The organism is Sphingomonas sp. NFR04 (assembly GCF_900114095.1).
Classification (GTDB): domain Bacteria; phylum Pseudomonadota; class Alphaproteobacteria; order Sphingomonadales; family Sphingomonadaceae; genus Sphingomonas.
Genome location: NZ_FORV01000003.1, coordinates 120693 through 138489, shown reverse-complemented (window position 1 = coordinate 138489; position 17797 = coordinate 120693). Strand labels below are relative to the sequence as shown.

Below are 17797 nucleotides of genomic sequence, written 5' to 3'. Positions count from 1 at the left end.
GCGCCATCGCATCAAATTTGCGTCGTATCGCAACCGTTTCGGCCCACCCTTGTTTCACAGGCGCAGACCGCCCAGCTATTCCACAGCACCGAACCAGGGAGCCCTTCCGCATGCCGGATACCAAGCCGATCACGCCTGTCATTCTCTCGGGCGGTTCGGGCACCCGCCTGTGGCCGATGTCGCGGCCCGAACGCCCCAAGCAGCTATTGTCGCTGACCGCCGAGGAGACGATGCTCCAGCTGACCGCGCGCCGCGCTTCGGGGACTCGATTCACCGCGCCGATCGTGGTCGCCAACGCCTTCCATGCCGATCTCGTGGAGGAGCAACTCGCGCAGGTAGACCTCGCGGTACGCGCGCTGATCCTCGAGCCGATCGGTCGCAACACCGCGCCCGCGATCGCGCTCGCCGCGGTGGCGGCGGGCAGCGGCAGCGAGCCGATCCTGGTAATGCCGTCCGACCATGTGATTTCCGATGTCGACGCCTTCCATGCCGCGATCGATTCGGCGCTGCCGCTGGTCAACGAAGGCTGGCTGGTCACCTTCGGCATCACCCCCGATTCGCCCGAGACCGGCTATGGCTGGATCAAGATCGGCGAGGAGGAACTCGCACCGGGCGTCCACCGCGTCGACCGTTTCGTCGAAAAGCCGCCGCGTGACCGTGCCGAGGCGATGCTGGCCTCGGGCGACCATGCCTGGAACGGCGGCATCTTCCTGTTCCGTGCCGACATGTATCTCGGCGCGCTCAGCGTGTTCGCGCCCGAGATGCTGGTCGCCGCGCAGCAGGCGATGGACAAGGCGCGGCGCGAAGGCGCGCGCATCTTCCCCGATGCGGAAAGCTTCGCCGCCTGCCCGTCCGATTCGATCGACTATGCGGTGATGGAAAAGGCCCCGCGCGTCGCGGTGGTGCCGGTGGCGATGGGGTGGAGCGACGTGGGCAGCTGGGATGCGCTGCACGCGATCAGCAATCCCGATGCGGGCGGCAATGTCGTGCGCGGCGACGTGGTGGCGATCGAGGCGACCAACTGCCTGGTGCAGAGCGAGCCCGGCAAGCGTGTCGCGCTGGTCGGCGTGAAGGACCTGATCGTGGTCGTCTCGGGCGCCGACGTGCTGGTGCTGCCGCGCGGCCGCAGCCAGGACGTGAAGAAGCTGATCGACGCGATGAAGGACTGAGGCCGAGAGGGCCGAGGTCTGCAGGATCGCCGGTGACCGCAACGCAGCCGATCGTTTGGATCAGCTGCGTTGCGGTGGGACCGAGACGATCAGCCGCTGAAACGGACGCGCACGGTCATGTCGCGGCGCCGGCGGATCCTCATGCCGAGCGCGCCGAAGCCAGCCAGCAGCATCGCCCAGCTCGCGGGCTCGGGAACTGCCGTGATGCTGAGGCTGTAATTCGGGCCGGGCGTGTCCGGGGTGAGGGTGAACGTGCCCAGCTTGAAGGTCGGCGCGGACTCGGTGCCCGTGAACAGGGTGGTACCCGTCGAGACGAAGCCGTAGCCGACGGTGTTGTTGATCAGGCCGAAATTGAAGAAATAGCTTGGGCTGCCAAAGCCCAGATCGAACGTCGCGGCGAGGTTATCGATGGTACCCGTGACGCCGGGGAGAACGAAATAATTTCCCGGATCGACTACCGGCGGGGTCGGGGATGCGGCCAAGACGAACTTGATCGTCTGACTTCCGGTGATCACGAACCTGTACTGCGGTGCTGCATTGGCCTGTGAAGAGGCGGCAACTGCTGCAACACAGCAAGCCCCTAAGAAGAGCGTGCGTTTCATGCAATCCTCCACTAAGTATCTGTTTTTGTGAGATCGTACGCGGCACAAGCGTAAAGCGCCGCGTTTATAACAGACTTAGTACGAAATTGGCAACAATACTGCGCGGATTGCAGCCGCTGCCGGGTGGTCGATCTTCTGTAGGATCGGAGTAGTCTCAGCCCTTGCCGCCGCGATAGGCGGGCAGGCCCCATTTCCAGACCATCGCCGCCCCCCGCAGCGCGAAGCCTGCGGTGGCGGAGGCCAGCCCTGCGGCATAGGGCGGGAGTCCGAGCAGGCTGAGCAGCACATACAGCGAGGCGGTGAGCGCCGCCGCGGTGACGTACAGCTCGGGGCGCATTAGGATGGAGGGCTCGCCGGCCAGCACGTCGCGGATGATTCCGCCGACGCACGCCCCCACCACCCCCATCACCGCCGCGGGCACCGGCGGGATGCCATAGCCGAGTGACTTGGCGGCGCCGAACGCGGCATAGGCGGCCAGCCCCAGCGCATCGAGCCAGGCGAACGTTCGATCGCTCCACCAATGCTGCGGCGTGATCCACACGATCGCCGACACGCCCAGGCACAGCGAGGCGACCGAGGCATCGTGTACCCAGAAGACCGGCGCCCCGATCAGCAGGTCGCGCACCGTGCCGCCGCCCACGCCGGTGATCAGCGCGAAGAAGGTGGCGGTGACGATGGTCTGCTGGTGCCGTGTGGCGGCGAGCGCGCCGGTGGCGGCGAACACCGCGATGCCGAACAGGTCGAGCCAGGGCAGGATGGGACCGACTTGGGCGGCGACCGAACTGTTCATGCCCTCGCTTTGCCGCGCGGGCGGCGCCGAAGTCAAACACGGCTCTTGGCGCGGGGCCGCCGCTTGGGGCAGAGAGGGCCCATGCAACGTACCGAGTCCCCGCTGATCGCGCTCGCGATCCTCCTGGCGGCTCTCGCCGGCTTCGTCGATGCGCTCGCCTTCACCAGCCTGGGCGGCTTCTTCGCCTCGTTCATGAGCGGCAATTCGACGCGGCTCGGCGTCGGCCTCGGCAGCGGCTCGACCTATGATGCCGCCATCGCCGCGTCGCTGGTGATGAGCTTCGTGGCGGGCGTGATCCTGTCGAGCGTGATCGGCCGCGCCCGCCCGCACCGCCACCAGCCGGTGGTGATGACGGCGGTGACGCTGCTGCTGACGCTCGCCGCGCTGGTCGCGACGCTGATGCCCGGCCCGGTCGTGCTGCTGCTGCTCGCCGCCGCGATGGGCACCGAGAACGGCGTGTTCCAGCGCGACGGCGAAGTGACGATCGGCCTCACCTACATGACCGGGTCGCTGGTCAAGCTGGGGCAGAAGCTGGCGGGCGCGCTGATGGGCGATGCCGATCGCTTCGGCTGGATCCGCTATCTGGCGCTGTGGCTGGGTTTTGTCAGCGGGGTGGTGATCGGCGCGGAGAGCCAGTTCCGCTGGGGCTGGAACGCGCTGTGGCTGGCGCCGATCTTCTCGGCCGTGCTGACGCTGCTGCTGGCGAGCATGACCCGACCGCGCGGGCGGCCGGACCTCACGCTGGTGCGCTGAGCCCTTAGCGGAACGCCCAGCGCAGCGTCTCCGCCACGCCGCGGGTACCGAGCCGTACCGCCGGTCCCGCGAGCGGCGGGGTGGACAGGTGGTGCATCTGCCGCGCCCAGCCGGGCAGCAGGTCGATCGCGGCGGCGAAGGTCATTGCCTGGAAGGGCTTGGTCGCGAGGTTGGGCGCGGGCTGTTCCAGCAGCAGCCGCGCGACCTCGCGGGTGCGTTCGTCATGGCGCAGCTCGGCGCGCATGGTCGCGATCAGCGCCATCGCTTCGGCGCGGCTGTGCGGCACCGGTTCGGCGCCCAGCGCCTCCGCCACCTGCGCGAATTCGGCGAAATAGCGGTCCTGGTCGGCGCGGGACATGCCCGGCTCGGCATAGCGGATCCAGCCGTCGAGGAAGCTCACTGCCTCGGTCACATGCACCCAGGCGAGCAGCCGGGGATCGTCGGCGCGATAGGGGGTGCCGTCGGGCAGGGTACCGCGGATATGCTGGTGGATGGTCCGCACCCGCGCGATCGCCGCCTCGGCCTCGTCACGCGACGCATAGCTGGTCTGGGCGATGAAGCGCGCCGTGCCGCGCAGGCGACCGAGCATGTCGTGGCGGAACTTCGAATGATCCCACACCCCCGCCAGCACCGCCGGGTGGAGCATCTGCAGCAGCAGCGCCGCGACGCCGCCGACCATCATCGTGGTGACGTCGCCATGTACCCGCCACAGCACCGAATCGCGGGGGAACAGCGCGTCGTCGCTCGGCTGCACCGGCGTTTCGCCGCGCGCCGCGTCGTTGAAAACGGCGCGCACCTGGCCGACCATCGCCCGCCGTACGCTGTGGGTTGCAAATGCAACGAAATCCATCTTGCTAAGCTAGGTACTCTGGTAGCGCGAACAAGTTGACCGGGTTCGCTTTGCAGTGCAGCAATCGTGCCCATGGCCACACTCGCGATCACCAACAACCCCGACATCCGCTTCCTGGGACGGCTGCTCGGCGACGTCATTCGTGCCTATGGCGGCGAGGAATTGTTCAAGCGGATCGAATATATCCGCGCGACCTCGGTCGACCGGCATCGCGGCGTGGCAGGGGCGGGGAAGATCGATTCCGGGCTCGACCGGCTGAGCCTGGACGAGACGCTCGATTTCGTCCGCGGCTTCATGCTGTTCTCGATGCTCGCCAACCTGGCCGAGGATCGCCAGGGCGTCGCGACCGAGAAGGACGCCGATGTCGCCGCCGCGCTGGAGCGGCTGGCCAGGTCGGGGATCGGCCGCGAGCCGGTGATGGCGCTGCTCGACCATGCCTTGGTCAGCCCCGTGCTCACCGCCCATCCCACCGAGGTGCGGCGCAAGTCGATGATCGACCACAAGAACCGCATCGCCGAACTGATGGCGCTGCGCGACCAGGGCGTTGCCGAGACGCCGGACGGCGACCAGGTGGAAGAGGCCATCCTCCGTCAGATCGCGCTGCTCTGGCAGACCCGGGTGCTCCGCCGCGAGAAGCTGGGCGTGCCCGACGAGGTCGAGACCGCGCTCTCCTATTTCCGCGACGTGTTCCTGCCGGTGCTGCCCGCGCTCTACGCCCGCTGGGACCGCGCGCTGGGCGACCGAGCGCCGAGCTTCCTGCGCCCGGGCAGCTGGATCGGCGGCGACCGCGACGGCAATCCCTTCGTCACCGCCGACTCGATGCGCTTCGCGCTCGCCCGCGCGGCCGAGACCGTGCTCGACCATTATCTCGAATCGGTCCACGCGCTCGGCGCCGAACTGTCGATCTCGACCGAGCATACGGACGTGCCCGAGGCGGTGCTCCAACTCGCCGAGGCCAGCGGCGACACCGGCAAGAGCCGCAGCGACGAACCCTATCGCCGCGCGCTGACCGGCATCTATGCCCGCCTCTCCGCCACGCATGAAAAGCTGGTCGGCAAGCAGCCGGGCCGACCCTCGCCGATCCCGGCCGCACCCTACGGCCATCCCGCCGAGTTCCGCGAGGACCTCGTCGCCATCGCGCGCGGGCTCGCCGATGGCGGACCGCTGGCGACCGGCGGCGCACTGGGTCGGCTGATCCGCGCGGTGGAGACGTTCGGCTTCCACCTCGCCACGCTCGACATGCGCCAGAACAGCGCGATCCACGAGCGCGTGGTCGCGGAGCTGCTCCAGTCCGCGGGGGTTTGCGACGATTATGCCGCGCTCGACGAGGACGCGCGGATCGACCTGCTCCGCCGCGAGCTTGCCAATGCGCGCCCGCTGACCAGCCCCTACGCCGTCTATTCGGAGGAAACCGCCACCGAACTCGCGATCGTCCGCGAGGCGGCGGCGGCGCATGCCCGCTATGGCCGCGACTGCATCCGCCATTACATTGTGTCGATGGCGCAGTCAGTGTCCGACCTGCTCGAGGTGCACATCCTGCTCAAGGAAGCCGGGCTCTATGTGCCGGGCGAGAAGCCGCAGGCCCATATCATGGCCATCCCGCTGTTCGAGACCATCGCCGATCTGGAAGCCGCGCCGCCGATCATGGCGGCCTGGCTGGGCCTGCCCGAAGTCGCCGCCATCGCGGCGGCACGCGGGCACCAGGAAGTGATGATCGGCTATTCCGACTCCAATAAGGACGGGGGCTATCTCACCTCGACCTGGCAGCTGAGCCGCGGCTCGACCGCGCTCAAGCCGGTGTTCGAGGAGGCGGGCATCGCCATGCAGCTGTTCCATGGCCGCGGCGGCGCGGTGGGGCGCGGCGGTGGATCGAGCTTCTCGGCGATCCTCGCCCAGCCGCCGGGCACGGTGCAGGGCCGCATCCGCATCACCGAGCAGGGCGAGGTGATCGCCGCCAAATATGGCAGCGCAGAAAGCGCGATGACCAATTTGGAGGCGATGACCTCGGCCACGCTGCTCGCCAGCCTGGAGCCCGAGCGGCTCGCGCCTGCCGATGCCGAGCGGTTCGCGGCGGCGATGGACCAGCTCTCCGACAGCGCCTTCCGCGCCTATCGCGGGCTGGTCTACGAGACCCCCGGCTTCACCACCTTCTTCCGCCAGATGACGCCGATCGCCGAGATTGCGGGCCTCAAGATCGGCTCGCGGCCGGCGAGCCGCAAGAAGAGCGATGCGATCGAGGATCTGCGCGCCATCCCCTGGGTGTTCAGCTGGGCGCAGGCCCGCGTGATGCTGCCGGGCTGGTACGGCGTCGGCGCGGCGCTGGACGCGTTCGAGGACAAGGGGCTGCTGCGCGAGATGGCCACCGCCTGGCCGCTGTTCCGCGCGACGCTCGACAATATGGAGCAGGTGCTCGCCAAGTCCGACATGGGCATCGCCAGCCATTATGCCGCGCTGGTCGAGGATGCCGAACTGCGCGACGCCATCTTCGGGCGGATCAAGGACGGCTGGCAGCAGACCCAGGACGGGCTGCTCCAGGTGACGCGCCAGACGCGGCTGCTGGAGAAGCACCCGCTGCTCGACACCTCGATCCGGCTGCGGCTGCCCTATATCGAGCCGCTCAACCTGCTCCAGATCGAGCTGATGAAACGGCACCGGGCGGGCGAGGAGGATCCGCGGATCGGCGAGGGCATCCTCCTGTCGATCAACGCGATCGCCACCGCGCTGCGCAACAGCGGGTAACCGCCCGGAGCCCGGGCGAAACGCCCGGTTAACCATGGGGGCCTAGCGCTGATGGGCATGGGTCCAGGGCATCTCCGCAACATACGACGCGATTCGTTTCTCGCGATCGGTCTCGCGTTGCTGATGGGGATCGCCTGGACGGTGCGCGACCATGGTGCGCTGGGCGCTTTGCGGCTGCCCGATACCGACGACCTGATGCGCCTCCAGCAGATTCGCGACTGGCTGGGGGGACAGGCATTCACCGATCTCGCCCAGCATCGCCTCGGCCCGGCGCCAGGGTTGCAGATGCACTGGTCGCGGCTGGCCGATCTGGTGCCCGCCGCACTGATCCTGGCGTTCACCCCGCTGCTCGGCGGGCACGCCGCAGGCGTGGTCGCCGTGGTCGTCTCGCCATTGCTGCTGTTCGCGGCGATGCTGATCGTCGTTGCCGCGATCGCGCGCCGCCTCGGCCAGTCCGGTTTCGTCGCCGTCATCCTGGGGGCGCTCGCCTTTCCCGCGATCACCCTGTTCACGCCCGGGCGGATCGATCACCACGCGCTGCAGATCGTGCTCGTGCTTTCGCTGCTCCATGCCTGTGTAGGGCGGGGCACGCTGTTGCAGGGGGCGATCGCCGGCACCGCGACGGTGCTGTCGCTCGTCGTCGGCATGGAGACCGCGCCGCTGCTCGCCGTCGGCGGTGCCGCCATCGCGCTGCGCTGGCGGCTCGATGGCGCCGCCGGACAGGCGCGGATGGCCGGCTATGCGACCGCGCTGCTGCTTGGCCTGAGCGCCGCGGCGGTGCTCTTCCGGTCGAGCGGCTGGAACGTCGCTGCCTGCGACGGCTTCACCGCGATCCTGTGGCGCGCGGCGATGCTGGCCGCGCTGGCCCCCGCCGGCATGGCCGTGGCGGGCTTTGCCACCCAATCGGTCGCTGCGCGTACCGCCGTGCTGATCGTCGCGGGCGGGCTCGCGCTGGTGGGTGCAGCTGCGAGCGCGCCGGCGTGCCTCCATCCCTATGGGCAGGTCGATCCCCTGCTTGCCCGGCTCTGGCTCGCGCATGTCAACGAAGCGCAGCCGCTCTTCGCCATGCCGCTCGGCAAGGCGGTCGCCGCCGGGGGCATGGCGCTGGTCGGCCTTGGCGCCGGTATCTGGTTTGCCTGGACGACGCGTACCGCCGCGGCGTGGATCCTGCTCGGGTTCCAGGCAACGGCAGTCGCGGTCACGCTGGTGCAAGTACGCGGGGCGCCGCTGGCGGCGCTGACCGCGGTGCCGGCGCTCGCCGCAATGATCGCCGCCGCCCGGCCGCGCGGACCGCTGGCGCTGGTACTCGCCTGGCTCGCCGCCAGCGGGATCGCCCATGCCGGGCTCGGCGACGCGCTGACACCTGCCGCGCCTGCCTCCGCCACCCATGGCTGTACGGCTGTCGCTACGGCTGTGCGCCTCGCCGCGCTCCCGCCTGGCCTCGTCGCCGCGCCGATCGACTTCGGCCCGACGCTGCTCGCCACCACCCGCCATCGGGTCCTCGCCGGCCCCTATCACCGCGATACGCAAGGAAATCGTGCCATGTACGACCTGTTCCTCAGCCCCACCCCCCAGGCGGAAGCGCTCGCGCGGCGATGGGGGGTGGATTATGTCGCGCTCTGCAAGGACGGCTTTGCCGAACTGGGCGACCGCACCAAGGACCGCCAGCTGCTGGCCGGCAGCCTGATGGCGGGACAGGTGCCGCCCTGGCTTCGCCAGATTTCCGCGCCGGGCGCGAGCACCCGCGTCTACACGCTTACCCAGCCCGCGCGGCGCACCACCCAGTGAGCGCCCGCGGCTGGTGGGAGCGGCGATGGTTCGCGCTGGCGGCGGTGCTGCTCAGCGCGGTGCCGCTGCTTTGGCCGGCACTTCCGCCGCTGCTCGACCTGCCGGGGCACATGGCGCGCTACCGGGTGATGCTGGACGGCGGCACGTCGCCGCTGGCGGCATGGTATGCTTTCCACTGGCGGTTCATCGGCTATCTCGGCGTGGACCTGCTCGTCGCGGCGTTCGCGCCCTGGTTCGGCTTAGAGCCGACGGTCAAGGCGATCGCGATCGCGATTCCGATGCTGACCACGACCGGCATGCTGTGGCTCTCGCGCGAGGCGCATGGCCGGGTGCAGCCGCTGGCGCTGCTCGCGCTGCCGCTCGCCTACACGCTTCCTTTTCTCTACGGCTTCCTCAACTACACGCTCGCCATGGCGCTGGCGCTCAACGCCTTCGCGCTATGGCTGCGGCTGACCCGGCAGGGGCGCTTCCGCCTGCGCGCCGGGCTGTTCGTCGTCATCGCCTGGCTGGTGTGGACGGCGCATCTGTTCGGCTGGCTGGCCCTGGGCGTGATGGTGTTCGCCTCCGAAGTCGCGCGGTACCGTGCCCTGGGGCGGGGCTGGGGCCGCGCGGTCCTCGGGGCGGGTGTCGCCTGCCTGCCGCTCGCCCCGCCGGCGCTGGTGCTGCTGCACTGGCACCCCGGCGACGGCGCCGGCGGCAGCGATTACTGGGCTCGCTTTCCGATGAAGCTGGGGTGGTTCGTGGCGCTGCTGCGCGATCGCTGGCAATGGATCGACCTGGCATCGCTGCTGCTCTTGGTCCTGCTGCTCTACGGCAGCTGGCGCCGGCGCGGGCAGGTGCGATCGGCGAGCCTCGCCGCCGCGGCGCTGGCGATGACCGCGCTGTTCCTGTTGCTGCCGTTCGGCACCGCCTATATCGACGCGCGGATCCTGCCCTATGCGGTGATCCTTGCGCTGCTCGCGGAAGGCACGGTGCCCGGCCGCCGCCGCCTGCTCGCCTGGGTCGGCCTCGCTTTCCTGCTCGTCCGCACGCTGGCGGTGACCGCCGATCTTGCGATCGAGGGGCGGGACTGGCAGCGGCGGCTGGTGGCGCTGGACCATCTGCCGGTCGGCGCGCGGGTCGCGGCGTTCGTCCTGAACCGATGCGACGCGGGCTGGTCGATCGCGCGACTGAACCACTTGCCGAGCATGGTCGTCGTCCGCCGTTCGGCCTTCGCCAACGACCAGTTCGATCTCGGCTCGACCGGCCTGATGCAGGTGCGCCGCGACGGTTTCGGCACCTTTGCCACCGATCCCTCGCAGATCGTCATCGGGGATCGCTGCGCGGCCGCCATGGGCATCCCGACGCTCCGGGCGGCGCTCGCGGGGCTTCCGCGGGGCGCGTTCGACCATGTCTGGCTGATCGACCCGCCCGCCGACGTGCAGGTCGCCAACGCCACCCGCCTGTGGAGCGATGGCAGGGACGCGCTCTACCGGCTTGAACCGCAAGGCGGCAGGGCCGCACGCTAGCGGCGACGGCGCTCCGCCGACAAGCGCTTGCCGTACCGGCCGCTCGCGCACTAAAGCGACGCGATGGATAAAGGGGTTCCGCTGCGCTGGTGGCAGACGCGCTGGTTCGTATTGTTCGCGACGCTGGTAGCGACGGTGCCGCTGCTGTGGCCGGACATTCCGCCGCTCGTCGACCTGCCCGGCCATATGGGCCGGTACCGGGTGCAGCTGGTCTATGACCAGGTGCCGTGGCTGCACGAATGGTATGCGTTCCAGTGGCAGCTGATGGGCAATCTCGGCGTCGACCTGCTGGTCTTCCCGATGGCCAAGATCTTCGGCCTCGAACTGGGCGTGAAGCTGATCGTGATCGCGATCCCTGCGATGACGGTCGCCGGGTTCCTGATGATCGCGCGCGAGGTGCATGGCCGCATTCCCGCGACCGCGCTGTTCGCGCTGCCGCTCGCCTATGCCTTCCCCTTCCATTTCGGCTTCGTCAATTTCGCGCTGTCGCTCGGCATGGCGATGCTGGCGTTCGGCTGGTGGCTGCGGCTGGCGCGGCTGGGCAAGTTCCGGTTCCGCTCGGCGGTGTTCGTGCCGCTGTCGGTGATCATCTGGATCACCCACACCTTCGGCTGGGGGGTACTGGGCGTGCTCGCCTTCTCGGCCGAGCTGATCCGCCAGCACGATCTGCGCCGCAACCGCGCACTGCCCTGGTACAAGGATCTGGCGGGCGGCTGGCTGGGCCCCTGCTTCCACGCGGGCGTCCAGTGCCTGGTGCTGGCATTGCCCGCGGTGCTGATGGTGATCTGGCGCGGTGGCGAGCATGTCTCCGGCCAGACCTTCGACTGGTTCAACTGGCGCGCCAAGACCTTGTGGGTGACGCAGGTGTTCCGCGATCGTTGGCAGCTTTTCGACATCGCCAGCGTCGGCGTGATCTTTCTGCTGATGCTCAAGGCGGTGCGCGACCCCAACCTTCAATATTCGCGCAACCTCGGCCTGTCGGCGGCGCTGCTGCTGCTGGTCTACCTCTTCCTGCCGCGCGTGGTGTTCGGATCGGCCTATGCCGATATGCGGATGGTGCCGTTCCTGATCGCCATCGCGATCCTGGCGATCCGGCCCAAGCCGGGGGTGTCGATCCGCGCGGCCACGCTGGTGGCGGTGCTGGGCCTCGCCTTCTTCCTCGTCCGAATCGGCGCGACGACGGCGAGCTTCTACCTCTACGACAAGGCCTATGACCGCGAGCTCAAGGCGCTGGACCATGTGCCGGTCGGCGCACGGCTGGTGAGCTTCGTCGGCGAGACCTGCTACAACGAATGGGCGATGACCCGGCTGCAGCACGTTCCCGGCCTCGCGCTGGAGCGGCGGCTGGCCTATACCAACGACCAATGGTCGATGGCCGGCGGCCAGTTGATGACGGTGCGCTACCGCGCGGCCAAGCGCTTCGCGCACGATCCGTCGGAGCTGGTGACCAACGTCCAGTGCCCGCGCGAATGGTGGCGCCCGATTGCGCGCAGCCTGGCGCTCTTCCCGCGCGACGCGTTCGACTATGTCTGGCTGATCCGTCCGCCGGCCTACGACAAGCGCTACGAACAGGGGCTGATCCCGGTGTGGCGCGACGGGCCCAGCGTGCTCTACCGGGTGGACCATGATGTGCCGGGTCCCGGCCTCAACCCCGGCGACCTGCCGATCCCGCGGCCCGAAGCGGTGCTGATCCGCGAAGCCGAGGCGGCGGGCGAATTGCCCGGGAACGGCACCGCGCCGCCGTCTTAAGGGCCAAGCATATCCTCCCCCGCCAGGGGGAGGTGGCCCGCGTAGCGGGTCGGAGGGGGAGGAAGCCAGAACGGTAACGGCGGTGCTTCCTTGCCCTCCGTCGCCTGCGGCGCCACCTCCCGCTGGCGGGGGAGGATTGGAAGGGCCGCTACTCCGCCTTCTTGAACGGCGTCAGCTCTTCCAGATATTCCTGCTCGCGCTCCACCGCCTGCTGCTCGCGCACCAGGAAGTCGGCGACGGCGCGGCGGAAGCCGGGGTCGGGGAGGTAGTGCGCCGACCAGGTCGTCACCGGCACATAGCCGCGCGCCAGCTTGTGCTCGCCCTGGGCGCCGGCCTCGACCCGCGGCAGGCCGCGCTGAATCGCGGCGTCGATCGCCTGGTAATAGCAAAGCTCGAAATGGAGGAACGGCACGTCCTCCACGCAGCCCCAGTAACGGCCGTAAAGCGCATCGCTGCCGATCAGGTTGAGCGCGCCAGCGATCGGCCGGCCATCGCGCTCGGCGAGCATCAGCAGCACCTTGTCGCCCAGCGCTTCGCCGAGCATCGAGAAGAACGGCCGGGTGAGATAGGGGCGACCCCATTTGCGGCTGCCGGTGTCCTGGTAGAAGGCCCAGAAGGCGTCCCAATGCGCTTCGGTGATCTCGGCGCCGGTCAGATGGCGGATGGTCAGTCCCTCCACCGCGGCGGCGCGTTCCTTGCGGATCGCCTTGCGCTTGCGGCTGGCGAGTGCGCCGAGAAAGTCGTCGAAGCTGGCATAGCCGTCATTCTGCCAGTGGAACTGGGTGCCGGTGCGGATCAGCCAGCCCGCCGCTTCGAACAGCGGCACCTGCGCTTCGTCCACGAAGGTGGCGTGGGCGGAGGACAGGCCGTGCTGGTTCACCACCGCCTCGATCGCGGCGATCAGCGCGGGGGCCTGGGCGGGATCGCGCAGCAGCAGCCGGGGGCCGGGGACGGGCGTGAACGGCACCGCGATCTGCAGCTTGGGGTAATAGCGCCCGCCGGCATGCTCCCAGGCATCGGCCCAGCTATGGTCGAACACATATTCGCCCTGGCTGTGGCTCTTGGCATAGGCTGGCGCGATCGCGGCGGGGGTGCCGTCCGGTCCGTCGACAACGATCGGCAGCGGCTGCCAGCCGGTCTGCGCGGTCGCCGAGCCCGAGGCTTCTAGGATCGACAGGAAGGCGTGGCTGAGGAACGGGTTGTCGGGGCCCGCACAGGCATCCCACTGCGCCGCCGGGATCGAGGCGACGCCGTCGGCGAGGCGGGCGGTGACGGATGGGGATCGCACGGGGGACAAGATAGTGGCTGGCGCGAACGGTGCCAGTGGTTTTGCGATCCTAACCCTTCCGCTTCTTTTCGATCCCCCTCCCGCTTGCGGGAGGGTTTAGGGGGAGGGTGAGAGAGGGTAGCGGGCGGGACGGTGAGGTTTGCCCCGATCACGTCAGTGCACTTCTTCTCCCTCAGCCCTTGCCTCCCGCACTCACCCTCCCCCGTCCCCTCCCGCAGGCGGGAGGGGGGCGCTAGAGGCGGGAGGGGGGGGGGTGCTAGAGGCGGGAGGTTTGCCTTCGTCGGTGCGCGTAATGACGTTAGAGGCAGGCCAGCGTGGCGGCATCGATCGCGCTCGCCGCGCCCTGCAGCGCATAGCCGTCGACGAAGGGCACGCCGCCGGTATCGACGCTCTCCACGCTCAGCGCCCGCCCGTCGCGCATCGCCGCGACGATTGCCGAGTCGGTGCGCGCATCGGGCGCCCAGGCGTCGTGGCGGCTGGCGGTCAGTTCGAAGCGACGCTCGCCCGCCACCAGCATCACCCGCGCATGATCCGCGCGCGCCCGGCTGAGGCGGACATAGAGCTGGTGCCGCACCCCGCGCCCCGGCCAGCTGGCGATGCTGAGATAGGCCTCGCCGCGCCGGGCGAGGTCGCTCGGCCGCGCAACCGCGAAGCAGCGGGTCGGCGCCGTGTCGCGGAAGGCGCCCCAGCGCTCGTAGATGCCGATCGTCTCGCGCGGCCCCGCCAGTGCGAGCAGCGCCAGCGCCAGCATCATGCCGGCGCCGCGCCGCGCCCGGTGCCGAGATGCACCACCGTCTCGACGCCGCGCTCGATCCGCACGATCGAACCCTGCGGCAGGTCCGGCGCGACCGGCGCATCGAACTGCGGCAGCACGTCGCGGCCGGTCATCACCCCGCGCAGGATGCGGCTGGACATGCCGTGCATGATCACCAGCCGGTCGCCGGGGTCCTCATCGGTATCGGCGAGCCAGCCCGAGACGCGCGCGGCGATCGCATCATACCATTCGCCGCCCTCCGGCGGCCGCGTGTAGAGCCCGTGCTCGGTATCGAGGAAGCTGCCCACCTCGCGCTCCAGATCGGCGTAGTAGCGCCCGCTCCACGCGCCCATGCCGATCTCGACCAGCCGGTCGTCGGTGCGCGTCTGGTGCCAGTCGAGCTCGAGATGCTCGGCGATGATCGCCAGCGTCTGCAGCGCGCGACCGGCGCTGGAGGCCCACAAGGTCAGCTTCGGTTTCGGCCCGAGCAGTTCGCGCAGCGCCGCACCCATCGCATCGGCCTGGGCAAAGCCGGCGCGGGTCAGCGGGGTGTGGGGGTGGTCGCCCTGCATCCGCCGGGCGATGTTGAACACGGTCTCGCCATGCCGCGCGATGAAGTCGCGGCCTTTCCGGGTGCTGGGCATGGCAAGTCTCTCCCGCGAAACCGGCAGAAACGCAATGCCCCGTTTTGGCCCTGATTCGTTCATGCGCGCGACAGGCCCCGCGGTGCATCCGTCCTCTCGCTCGCGGAGCACGCCGGGAGCGAACGGGAGGAAGATCGAACGCGGCGCCCGCAGCGGGCCGCCCCTTCCCCTCGATACCGAGCGTCCAGCCGAAGCCCCCTGGCTTGCGGCTGAAGTCAGGCCGCACCCTGTTGGTGCGGCTTCAGTGAGGAGTATTCGTTATGCGTACCAAGCTTTCCATCGCCATTCTGGCAGCCACCACCGCCTTCGCCGCGCCGGCCTTCGCGCAGTCGCAGGACCAGAGCTTCGCCGGATCGCATGCCGAAGTGATCGCCGGCTGGGACCGCGTGAACGACAAGTCGTCCTATGACGCGTCGAAGGACGGCGTCACCTATGGCGGCAACATCGGCTACGATATCCAGCGCGGCAGCACCGTGTTCGGCGTCGAGGGTGAAGTGACCGGCTCGACGATCAGCGATCGCAGCAGCAACGTGCTGAACGCCGGGGACCGGCTGCGCGTGAAGGCGGGCCGCGACCTCTATGTCGGCGGTCGCCTGGGCTTCGTCGCGGGTCCGCGCACGCTGATCTACGCCAAGGCCGGTTACACCAATGCACAGTTCATCACCGACTATAGCTCGCCCAACACCACGCCGGCGCTCGATCTGCGCGAGCGCGACAATTACGACGGCTGGCGCCTGGGCGCCGGTGCCGAGTTCAAGCTGACCGACAAGGTCTTCGCCAAGGCGGAATATCGCTATTCCAACTATGGTTCGCAGAACAATGGCGTCGATCCGGAGCGCCACCAGATCATCACGGGCCTGGGCGTCCGCTTCTGATCGCCGAAAAGGCATTCTGACGGTGAAAAGAGGGTCGGGGCAGCTTGCTCCGGCCCTTTTTCGCGTTAAGGGTACGTCATGGCGCATTGCCACCGGCCGGGTCATGCCGGGTAGAAAGCAGGGCGACGGCCCGGGGGTTTGAGGTACATGAAGGCGACGATCGAACGCGCAACTCTGTTGAGGGGCCTGAGCCACGTCCAGTCCGTGGTCGAGCGGCGCAACACGATTCCGATCCTGTCCAACGTGCTGATCGATGCGCAGCTGGGCGGCACGATCCGGCTGATGGCGACCGATCTCGATCTGCAGATCGACGAGACGATCCCGGCGGCGGTCGACCAGGTGGGTGCTACGACGGTGTCGGCGCACACGCTGTTCGACATCGTCCGCAAGCTGCCCGAGGGTTCGCAGGTGGTGCTCACCGCGGCCGAGGGCAAGCTGACGGTGGTGGCGGGCCGCGCCCGCTTCCAGCTCGGCACGCTGCCGCGCGACGATTTCCCGATGATCGCCGAGGGCGAGCTGCCGACGACGTTCGAGCTGCCGGCCGAGACGCTCAAGCAGATCATCGACAAGACCCGCTTCGCGATCTCCACCGAGGAGACGCGCTATTATCTGAACGGCATCTTCTTCCACGTGACCGACGATGCCACCCGGATGCTGCGCGCGGCTGCGACCGACGGCCACCGGCTGGCGCGCGTCACCGTGCCCTGCCCGGACGGCGCCGATGCGATGCCGGGCGTGATCGTGCCGCGCAAGTGCGTGGCCGAGCTGCGCAAGCTGCTCGACGAGGTCGACGGCTCGGTGGGCGTGTCGCTCTCGCCCTCGAAGATCCGCTTCGATCTGGGCCAGGCGATCCTCACCTCGAAGCTGATCGACGGCACCTTCCCCGATTACAGCCGCGTTATCCCGACGGCCAACGACAAGCTGCTCAAGCTCGATCCGAAGAGCCTGATGCAGGGGGTCGACCGCGTCTCGACCATCGCGACCGAGAAGACCCGCGCGGTGAAGATGGCGCTGGAGCGCGACAAAGTCGTGCTCTCGGTGACCAGCCCCGAGAACGGCGTCGCGGCCGAGGAAGTCCCCGGCGAATATGCCGCGATGGGCTTCGAGATCGGCTTCAACAGCCGCTACCTGATGGACATTCTCGGCCAGATCGAAGGCGATCTCGTCGAAGTCCATCTGGCAGATGCAGCGGCGCCGACGCTGATCCGCGAGAATGATTCCTCGCCCGCGCTCTACGTATTGATGCCGATGCGGGTCTGATCCCGCACCGGTTTTTCGTTAAGATACAGCGGCATGTCCATGGTTGACGGCCGCTTTCCAGCGCACCCCGCGCTTTCCCCGGCTATGTCGGGCGTATGTTTGCGACCATAAGCAGGGCCAAGCCCCGAGGGTCGCACTTCCGGGACTTGGGTCGGGCGGCGGATCTCCCTGGATCCGTCGTCCGCCTCAAAATGGCTGGGCGCGTTGAAACGCTCCGACCCGCGTGCTATTAACAGTCGTGTCAGTTAGAGGAATCGACTGCATGGCGACCAAGGCTCCGCAACCGTTGCTCAACCCCGGCGTGCCGCTCAAGCGCGAATGGGGCACGGCGCTGTCGGCGCTGCGCAAGCTGCTCGCCAATGGCGACGATACCGAACAGGTCTTCAAGATCATGCGCGCCCTGAACGGCGACGTCAGCCAGCGCAATTACCGCAAGCTCCTCACCGTCCCCGGCGGCGGCAAGCTCGCCTATCGGCGGCTGGAGCTGTCGCAGCGCTTGTCGGACCGCAGCTGGATCGACGGCTTCGCCCCCGGCACCTTCGGGGCGGCCTATCGCGACTTCCTCGATTCGACGGGCTATTCTGCCGACGGGCTGGTCCAGGTCAGCATGGTCGAAGGCGGGTTCCAGGGCATCGAGGTCGAGCATCCCTATGCCTGGATGGGCCGGCGCGAGCGCGACATCCACGACCTCTGGCACGTGCTGACCGGCTACAGGGCCGACGAGCATCTCGGCGAACTCTGCCTGGTCGCCTTCTCCTATGCGCAGACCGGCGGCACCGGCTGGGGCTTCATCGCGATCGGTGGCGCACTCAAGAGCATCCGCACCACCGGCCGGCTCGATTGCGTGAAGGCGATTCTCGAAGGCTATCGCCACGGCAAGCGCGCCGGCTGGCTCCACGCCGAGGATTATGAGCAGCTCCTGGAGGAGCCGCTGGAGGCGGCGCGGGCGCGGCTGGGGATCACCGAGCCGAAACAGTACCGCATCGCCCAGGCGCGGCTGGCCGAGGCGGGGATCGGCGCGCTCTAAG

Annotated in this window: 15 protein-coding genes; 9 read left to right on the top strand and 6 right to left on the bottom strand. The window is 68.8% G+C overall.

What is annotated here, in order from left to right; genetic code table 11:
• Positions 1–110 precede the first annotated feature (110 nt).
• Positions 111–1169: a mannose-1-phosphate guanylyltransferase/mannose-6-phosphate isomerase gene (locus BM009_RS10565; protein ID WP_175487983.1), complete on the top strand. Its 1059-nt coding sequence runs from the start codon at positions 111–113 to the stop codon at positions 1167–1169.
• An 89-nt stretch (positions 1170–1258) separates the two neighbouring features.
• Here the strand turns inward: BM009_RS10565 and BM009_RS10560 are convergent, their stop codons facing one another.
• Both BM009_RS10560 and BM009_RS10555 read right to left on the bottom strand, forming a co-directional pair.
• Positions 1259–1771: a PEPxxWA-CTERM sorting domain-containing protein gene (locus BM009_RS10560; protein WP_093296021.1), complete on the bottom strand. Its 513-nt coding sequence runs from the start codon at positions 1769–1771 to the stop codon at positions 1259–1261.
• Positions 1772–1925: 154 nt separating this feature from the next.
• Positions 1926–2561 (bottom strand): trimeric intracellular cation channel family protein, encoded by a 636-nt coding sequence (locus BM009_RS10555; RefSeq protein ID WP_093296020.1) that lies wholly within the window; start codon positions 2559–2561, stop codon positions 1926–1928.
• 81 nt (positions 2562–2642) lie between these two features.
• Here BM009_RS10555 and BM009_RS10550 point away from each other — a divergent pair, with 81 nt between their 5' ends.
• Positions 2643–3314, top strand: coding sequence for a YoaK family protein (locus BM009_RS10550; protein ID WP_093296018.1), 672 nt, complete (start codon positions 2643–2645; stop codon positions 3312–3314).
• A gap of 4 nt (positions 3315–3318) precedes the next feature.
• Here BM009_RS10550 and BM009_RS10545 read toward each other — a convergent pair whose 3' ends face one another.
• Positions 3319–4164 carry an oxygenase MpaB family protein gene (locus tag BM009_RS10545; RefSeq protein ID WP_093296017.1) on the bottom strand — a complete coding sequence of 282 codons (846 nt, stop codon included), beginning with the start codon at positions 4162–4164 and terminating at the stop codon, positions 3319–3321.
• Between the two features lie 72 nt (positions 4165–4236).
• Between BM009_RS10545 and ppc the strand changes: the two genes are divergently transcribed.
• The 4 genes from ppc (at position 4237) to BM009_RS10525 (ending at position 11948) form a co-directional block, all read left to right on the top strand.
• A complete protein-coding gene (ppc, locus tag BM009_RS10540) occupies positions 4237–6903 on the top strand; it encodes a phosphoenolpyruvate carboxylase (protein ID WP_093296015.1) in 2667 nt (888 codons plus the stop codon).
• A gap of 51 nt (positions 6904–6954) precedes the next feature.
• Positions 6955–8691 (top strand): hypothetical protein, encoded by a 1737-nt coding sequence (locus BM009_RS10535; RefSeq protein WP_254772247.1) that lies wholly within the window; start codon positions 6955–6957, stop codon positions 8689–8691.
• The gene (locus BM009_RS10530; RefSeq protein WP_093296014.1) at positions 8688–10199 is read left to right on the top strand and encodes a hypothetical protein; all 1512 of its coding nucleotides are present in this window, start codon (positions 8688–8690) and stop codon (positions 10197–10199) included. The genes BM009_RS10535 and BM009_RS10530 overlap by 4 nt, the downstream gene beginning before the upstream one ends.
• A gap of 63 nt (positions 10200–10262) precedes the next feature.
• Positions 10263–11948 (top strand): hypothetical protein, encoded by a 1686-nt coding sequence (locus BM009_RS10525; RefSeq protein ID WP_093296012.1) that lies wholly within the window; start codon positions 10263–10265, stop codon positions 11946–11948.
• Between the two features lie 148 nt (positions 11949–12096).
• Here BM009_RS10525 and BM009_RS10520 read toward each other — a convergent pair whose 3' ends face one another.
• The 3 genes from BM009_RS10520 to BM009_RS10510 all read right to left on the bottom strand — a co-directional run bounded on the left by BM009_RS10520 (position 12097) and on the right by BM009_RS10510 (position 14634).
• Positions 12097–13236, bottom strand: coding sequence for a GNAT family N-acetyltransferase (locus BM009_RS10520; protein ID WP_093296011.1), 1140 nt, complete (start codon positions 13234–13236; stop codon positions 12097–12099).
• A gap of 298 nt (positions 13237–13534) precedes the next feature.
• Positions 13535–13990, bottom strand: a complete 456-nt coding sequence (locus tag BM009_RS10515) for a hypothetical protein (protein WP_093296009.1) — start codon at positions 13988–13990, stop codon at positions 13535–13537.
• On the bottom strand, positions 13987–14634 hold the full coding sequence (locus BM009_RS10510) for a histidine phosphatase family protein (protein ID WP_093296008.1): 648 nt from the start codon (positions 14632–14634) through the stop codon (positions 13987–13989). The genes BM009_RS10515 and BM009_RS10510 overlap by 4 nt, the downstream gene beginning before the upstream one ends.
• A 260-nt stretch (positions 14635–14894) precedes the next feature.
• On the opposite strand from BM009_RS10510, the gene BM009_RS10505 reads away from it, so the two are divergent.
• The 3 genes from BM009_RS10505 to BM009_RS10495 all read left to right on the top strand — a co-directional run bounded on the left by BM009_RS10505 (position 14895) and on the right by BM009_RS10495 (position 17796).
• A complete protein-coding gene (locus BM009_RS10505; RefSeq protein WP_093296006.1) occupies positions 14895–15509 on the top strand; it encodes an outer membrane protein in 615 nt (204 codons plus the stop codon).
• 147 nt (positions 15510–15656) lie between these two features.
• On the top strand, positions 15657–16769 hold the full coding sequence (dnaN, locus tag BM009_RS10500) for a DNA polymerase III subunit beta (protein WP_093296005.1): 1113 nt from the start codon (positions 15657–15659) through the stop codon (positions 16767–16769).
• A gap of 262 nt (positions 16770–17031) precedes the next feature.
• Entirely contained in the window at positions 17032–17796 is a 765-nt protein-coding gene (locus BM009_RS10495; RefSeq protein ID WP_093296004.1) for a Coq4 family protein, read from the top strand.
• Position 17797: the final 1 nt, after the last annotated feature.

Coding starts and splice junctions, on each gene's coding strand:
- BM009_RS10565 (WP_175487983.1), top strand. CDS start 111: ATGCCGGATACCAAGCCGATCACGCCTGTCATTCTCTCGGGCGGTTCG.
- BM009_RS10560 (WP_093296021.1), bottom strand. CDS start 1,771: ATGAAACGCACGCTCTTCTTAGGGGCTTGCTGTGTTGCAGCAGTTGCC.
- BM009_RS10555 (WP_093296020.1), bottom strand. CDS start 2,561: ATGAACAGTTCGGTCGCCGCCCAAGTCGGTCCCATCCTGCCCTGGCTC.
- BM009_RS10550 (WP_093296018.1), top strand. CDS start 2,643: ATGCAACGTACCGAGTCCCCGCTGATCGCGCTCGCGATCCTCCTGGCG.
- BM009_RS10545 (WP_093296017.1), bottom strand. CDS start 4,164: ATGGATTTCGTTGCATTTGCAACCCACAGCGTACGGCGGGCGATGGTC.
- ppc (WP_093296015.1), top strand. CDS start 4,237: ATGGCCACACTCGCGATCACCAACAACCCCGACATCCGCTTCCTGGGA.
- BM009_RS10535 (WP_254772247.1), top strand. CDS start 6,955: ATGGGCATGGGTCCAGGGCATCTCCGCAACATACGACGCGATTCGTTT.
- BM009_RS10525 (WP_093296012.1), top strand. CDS start 10,263: ATGGATAAAGGGGTTCCGCTGCGCTGGTGGCAGACGCGCTGGTTCGTA.
- BM009_RS10515 (WP_093296009.1), bottom strand. CDS start 13,990: ATGATGCTGGCGCTGGCGCTGCTCGCACTGGCGGGGCCGCGCGAGACG.
- BM009_RS10510 (WP_093296008.1), bottom strand. CDS start 14,634: ATGCCCAGCACCCGGAAAGGCCGCGACTTCATCGCGCGGCATGGCGAG.
- BM009_RS10505 (WP_093296006.1), top strand. CDS start 14,895: ATGCGTACCAAGCTTTCCATCGCCATTCTGGCAGCCACCACCGCCTTC.
- dnaN (WP_093296005.1), top strand. CDS start 15,657: ATGAAGGCGACGATCGAACGCGCAACTCTGTTGAGGGGCCTGAGCCAC.
- BM009_RS10495 (WP_093296004.1), top strand. CDS start 17,032: ATGGCGACCAAGGCTCCGCAACCGTTGCTCAACCCCGGCGTGCCGCTC.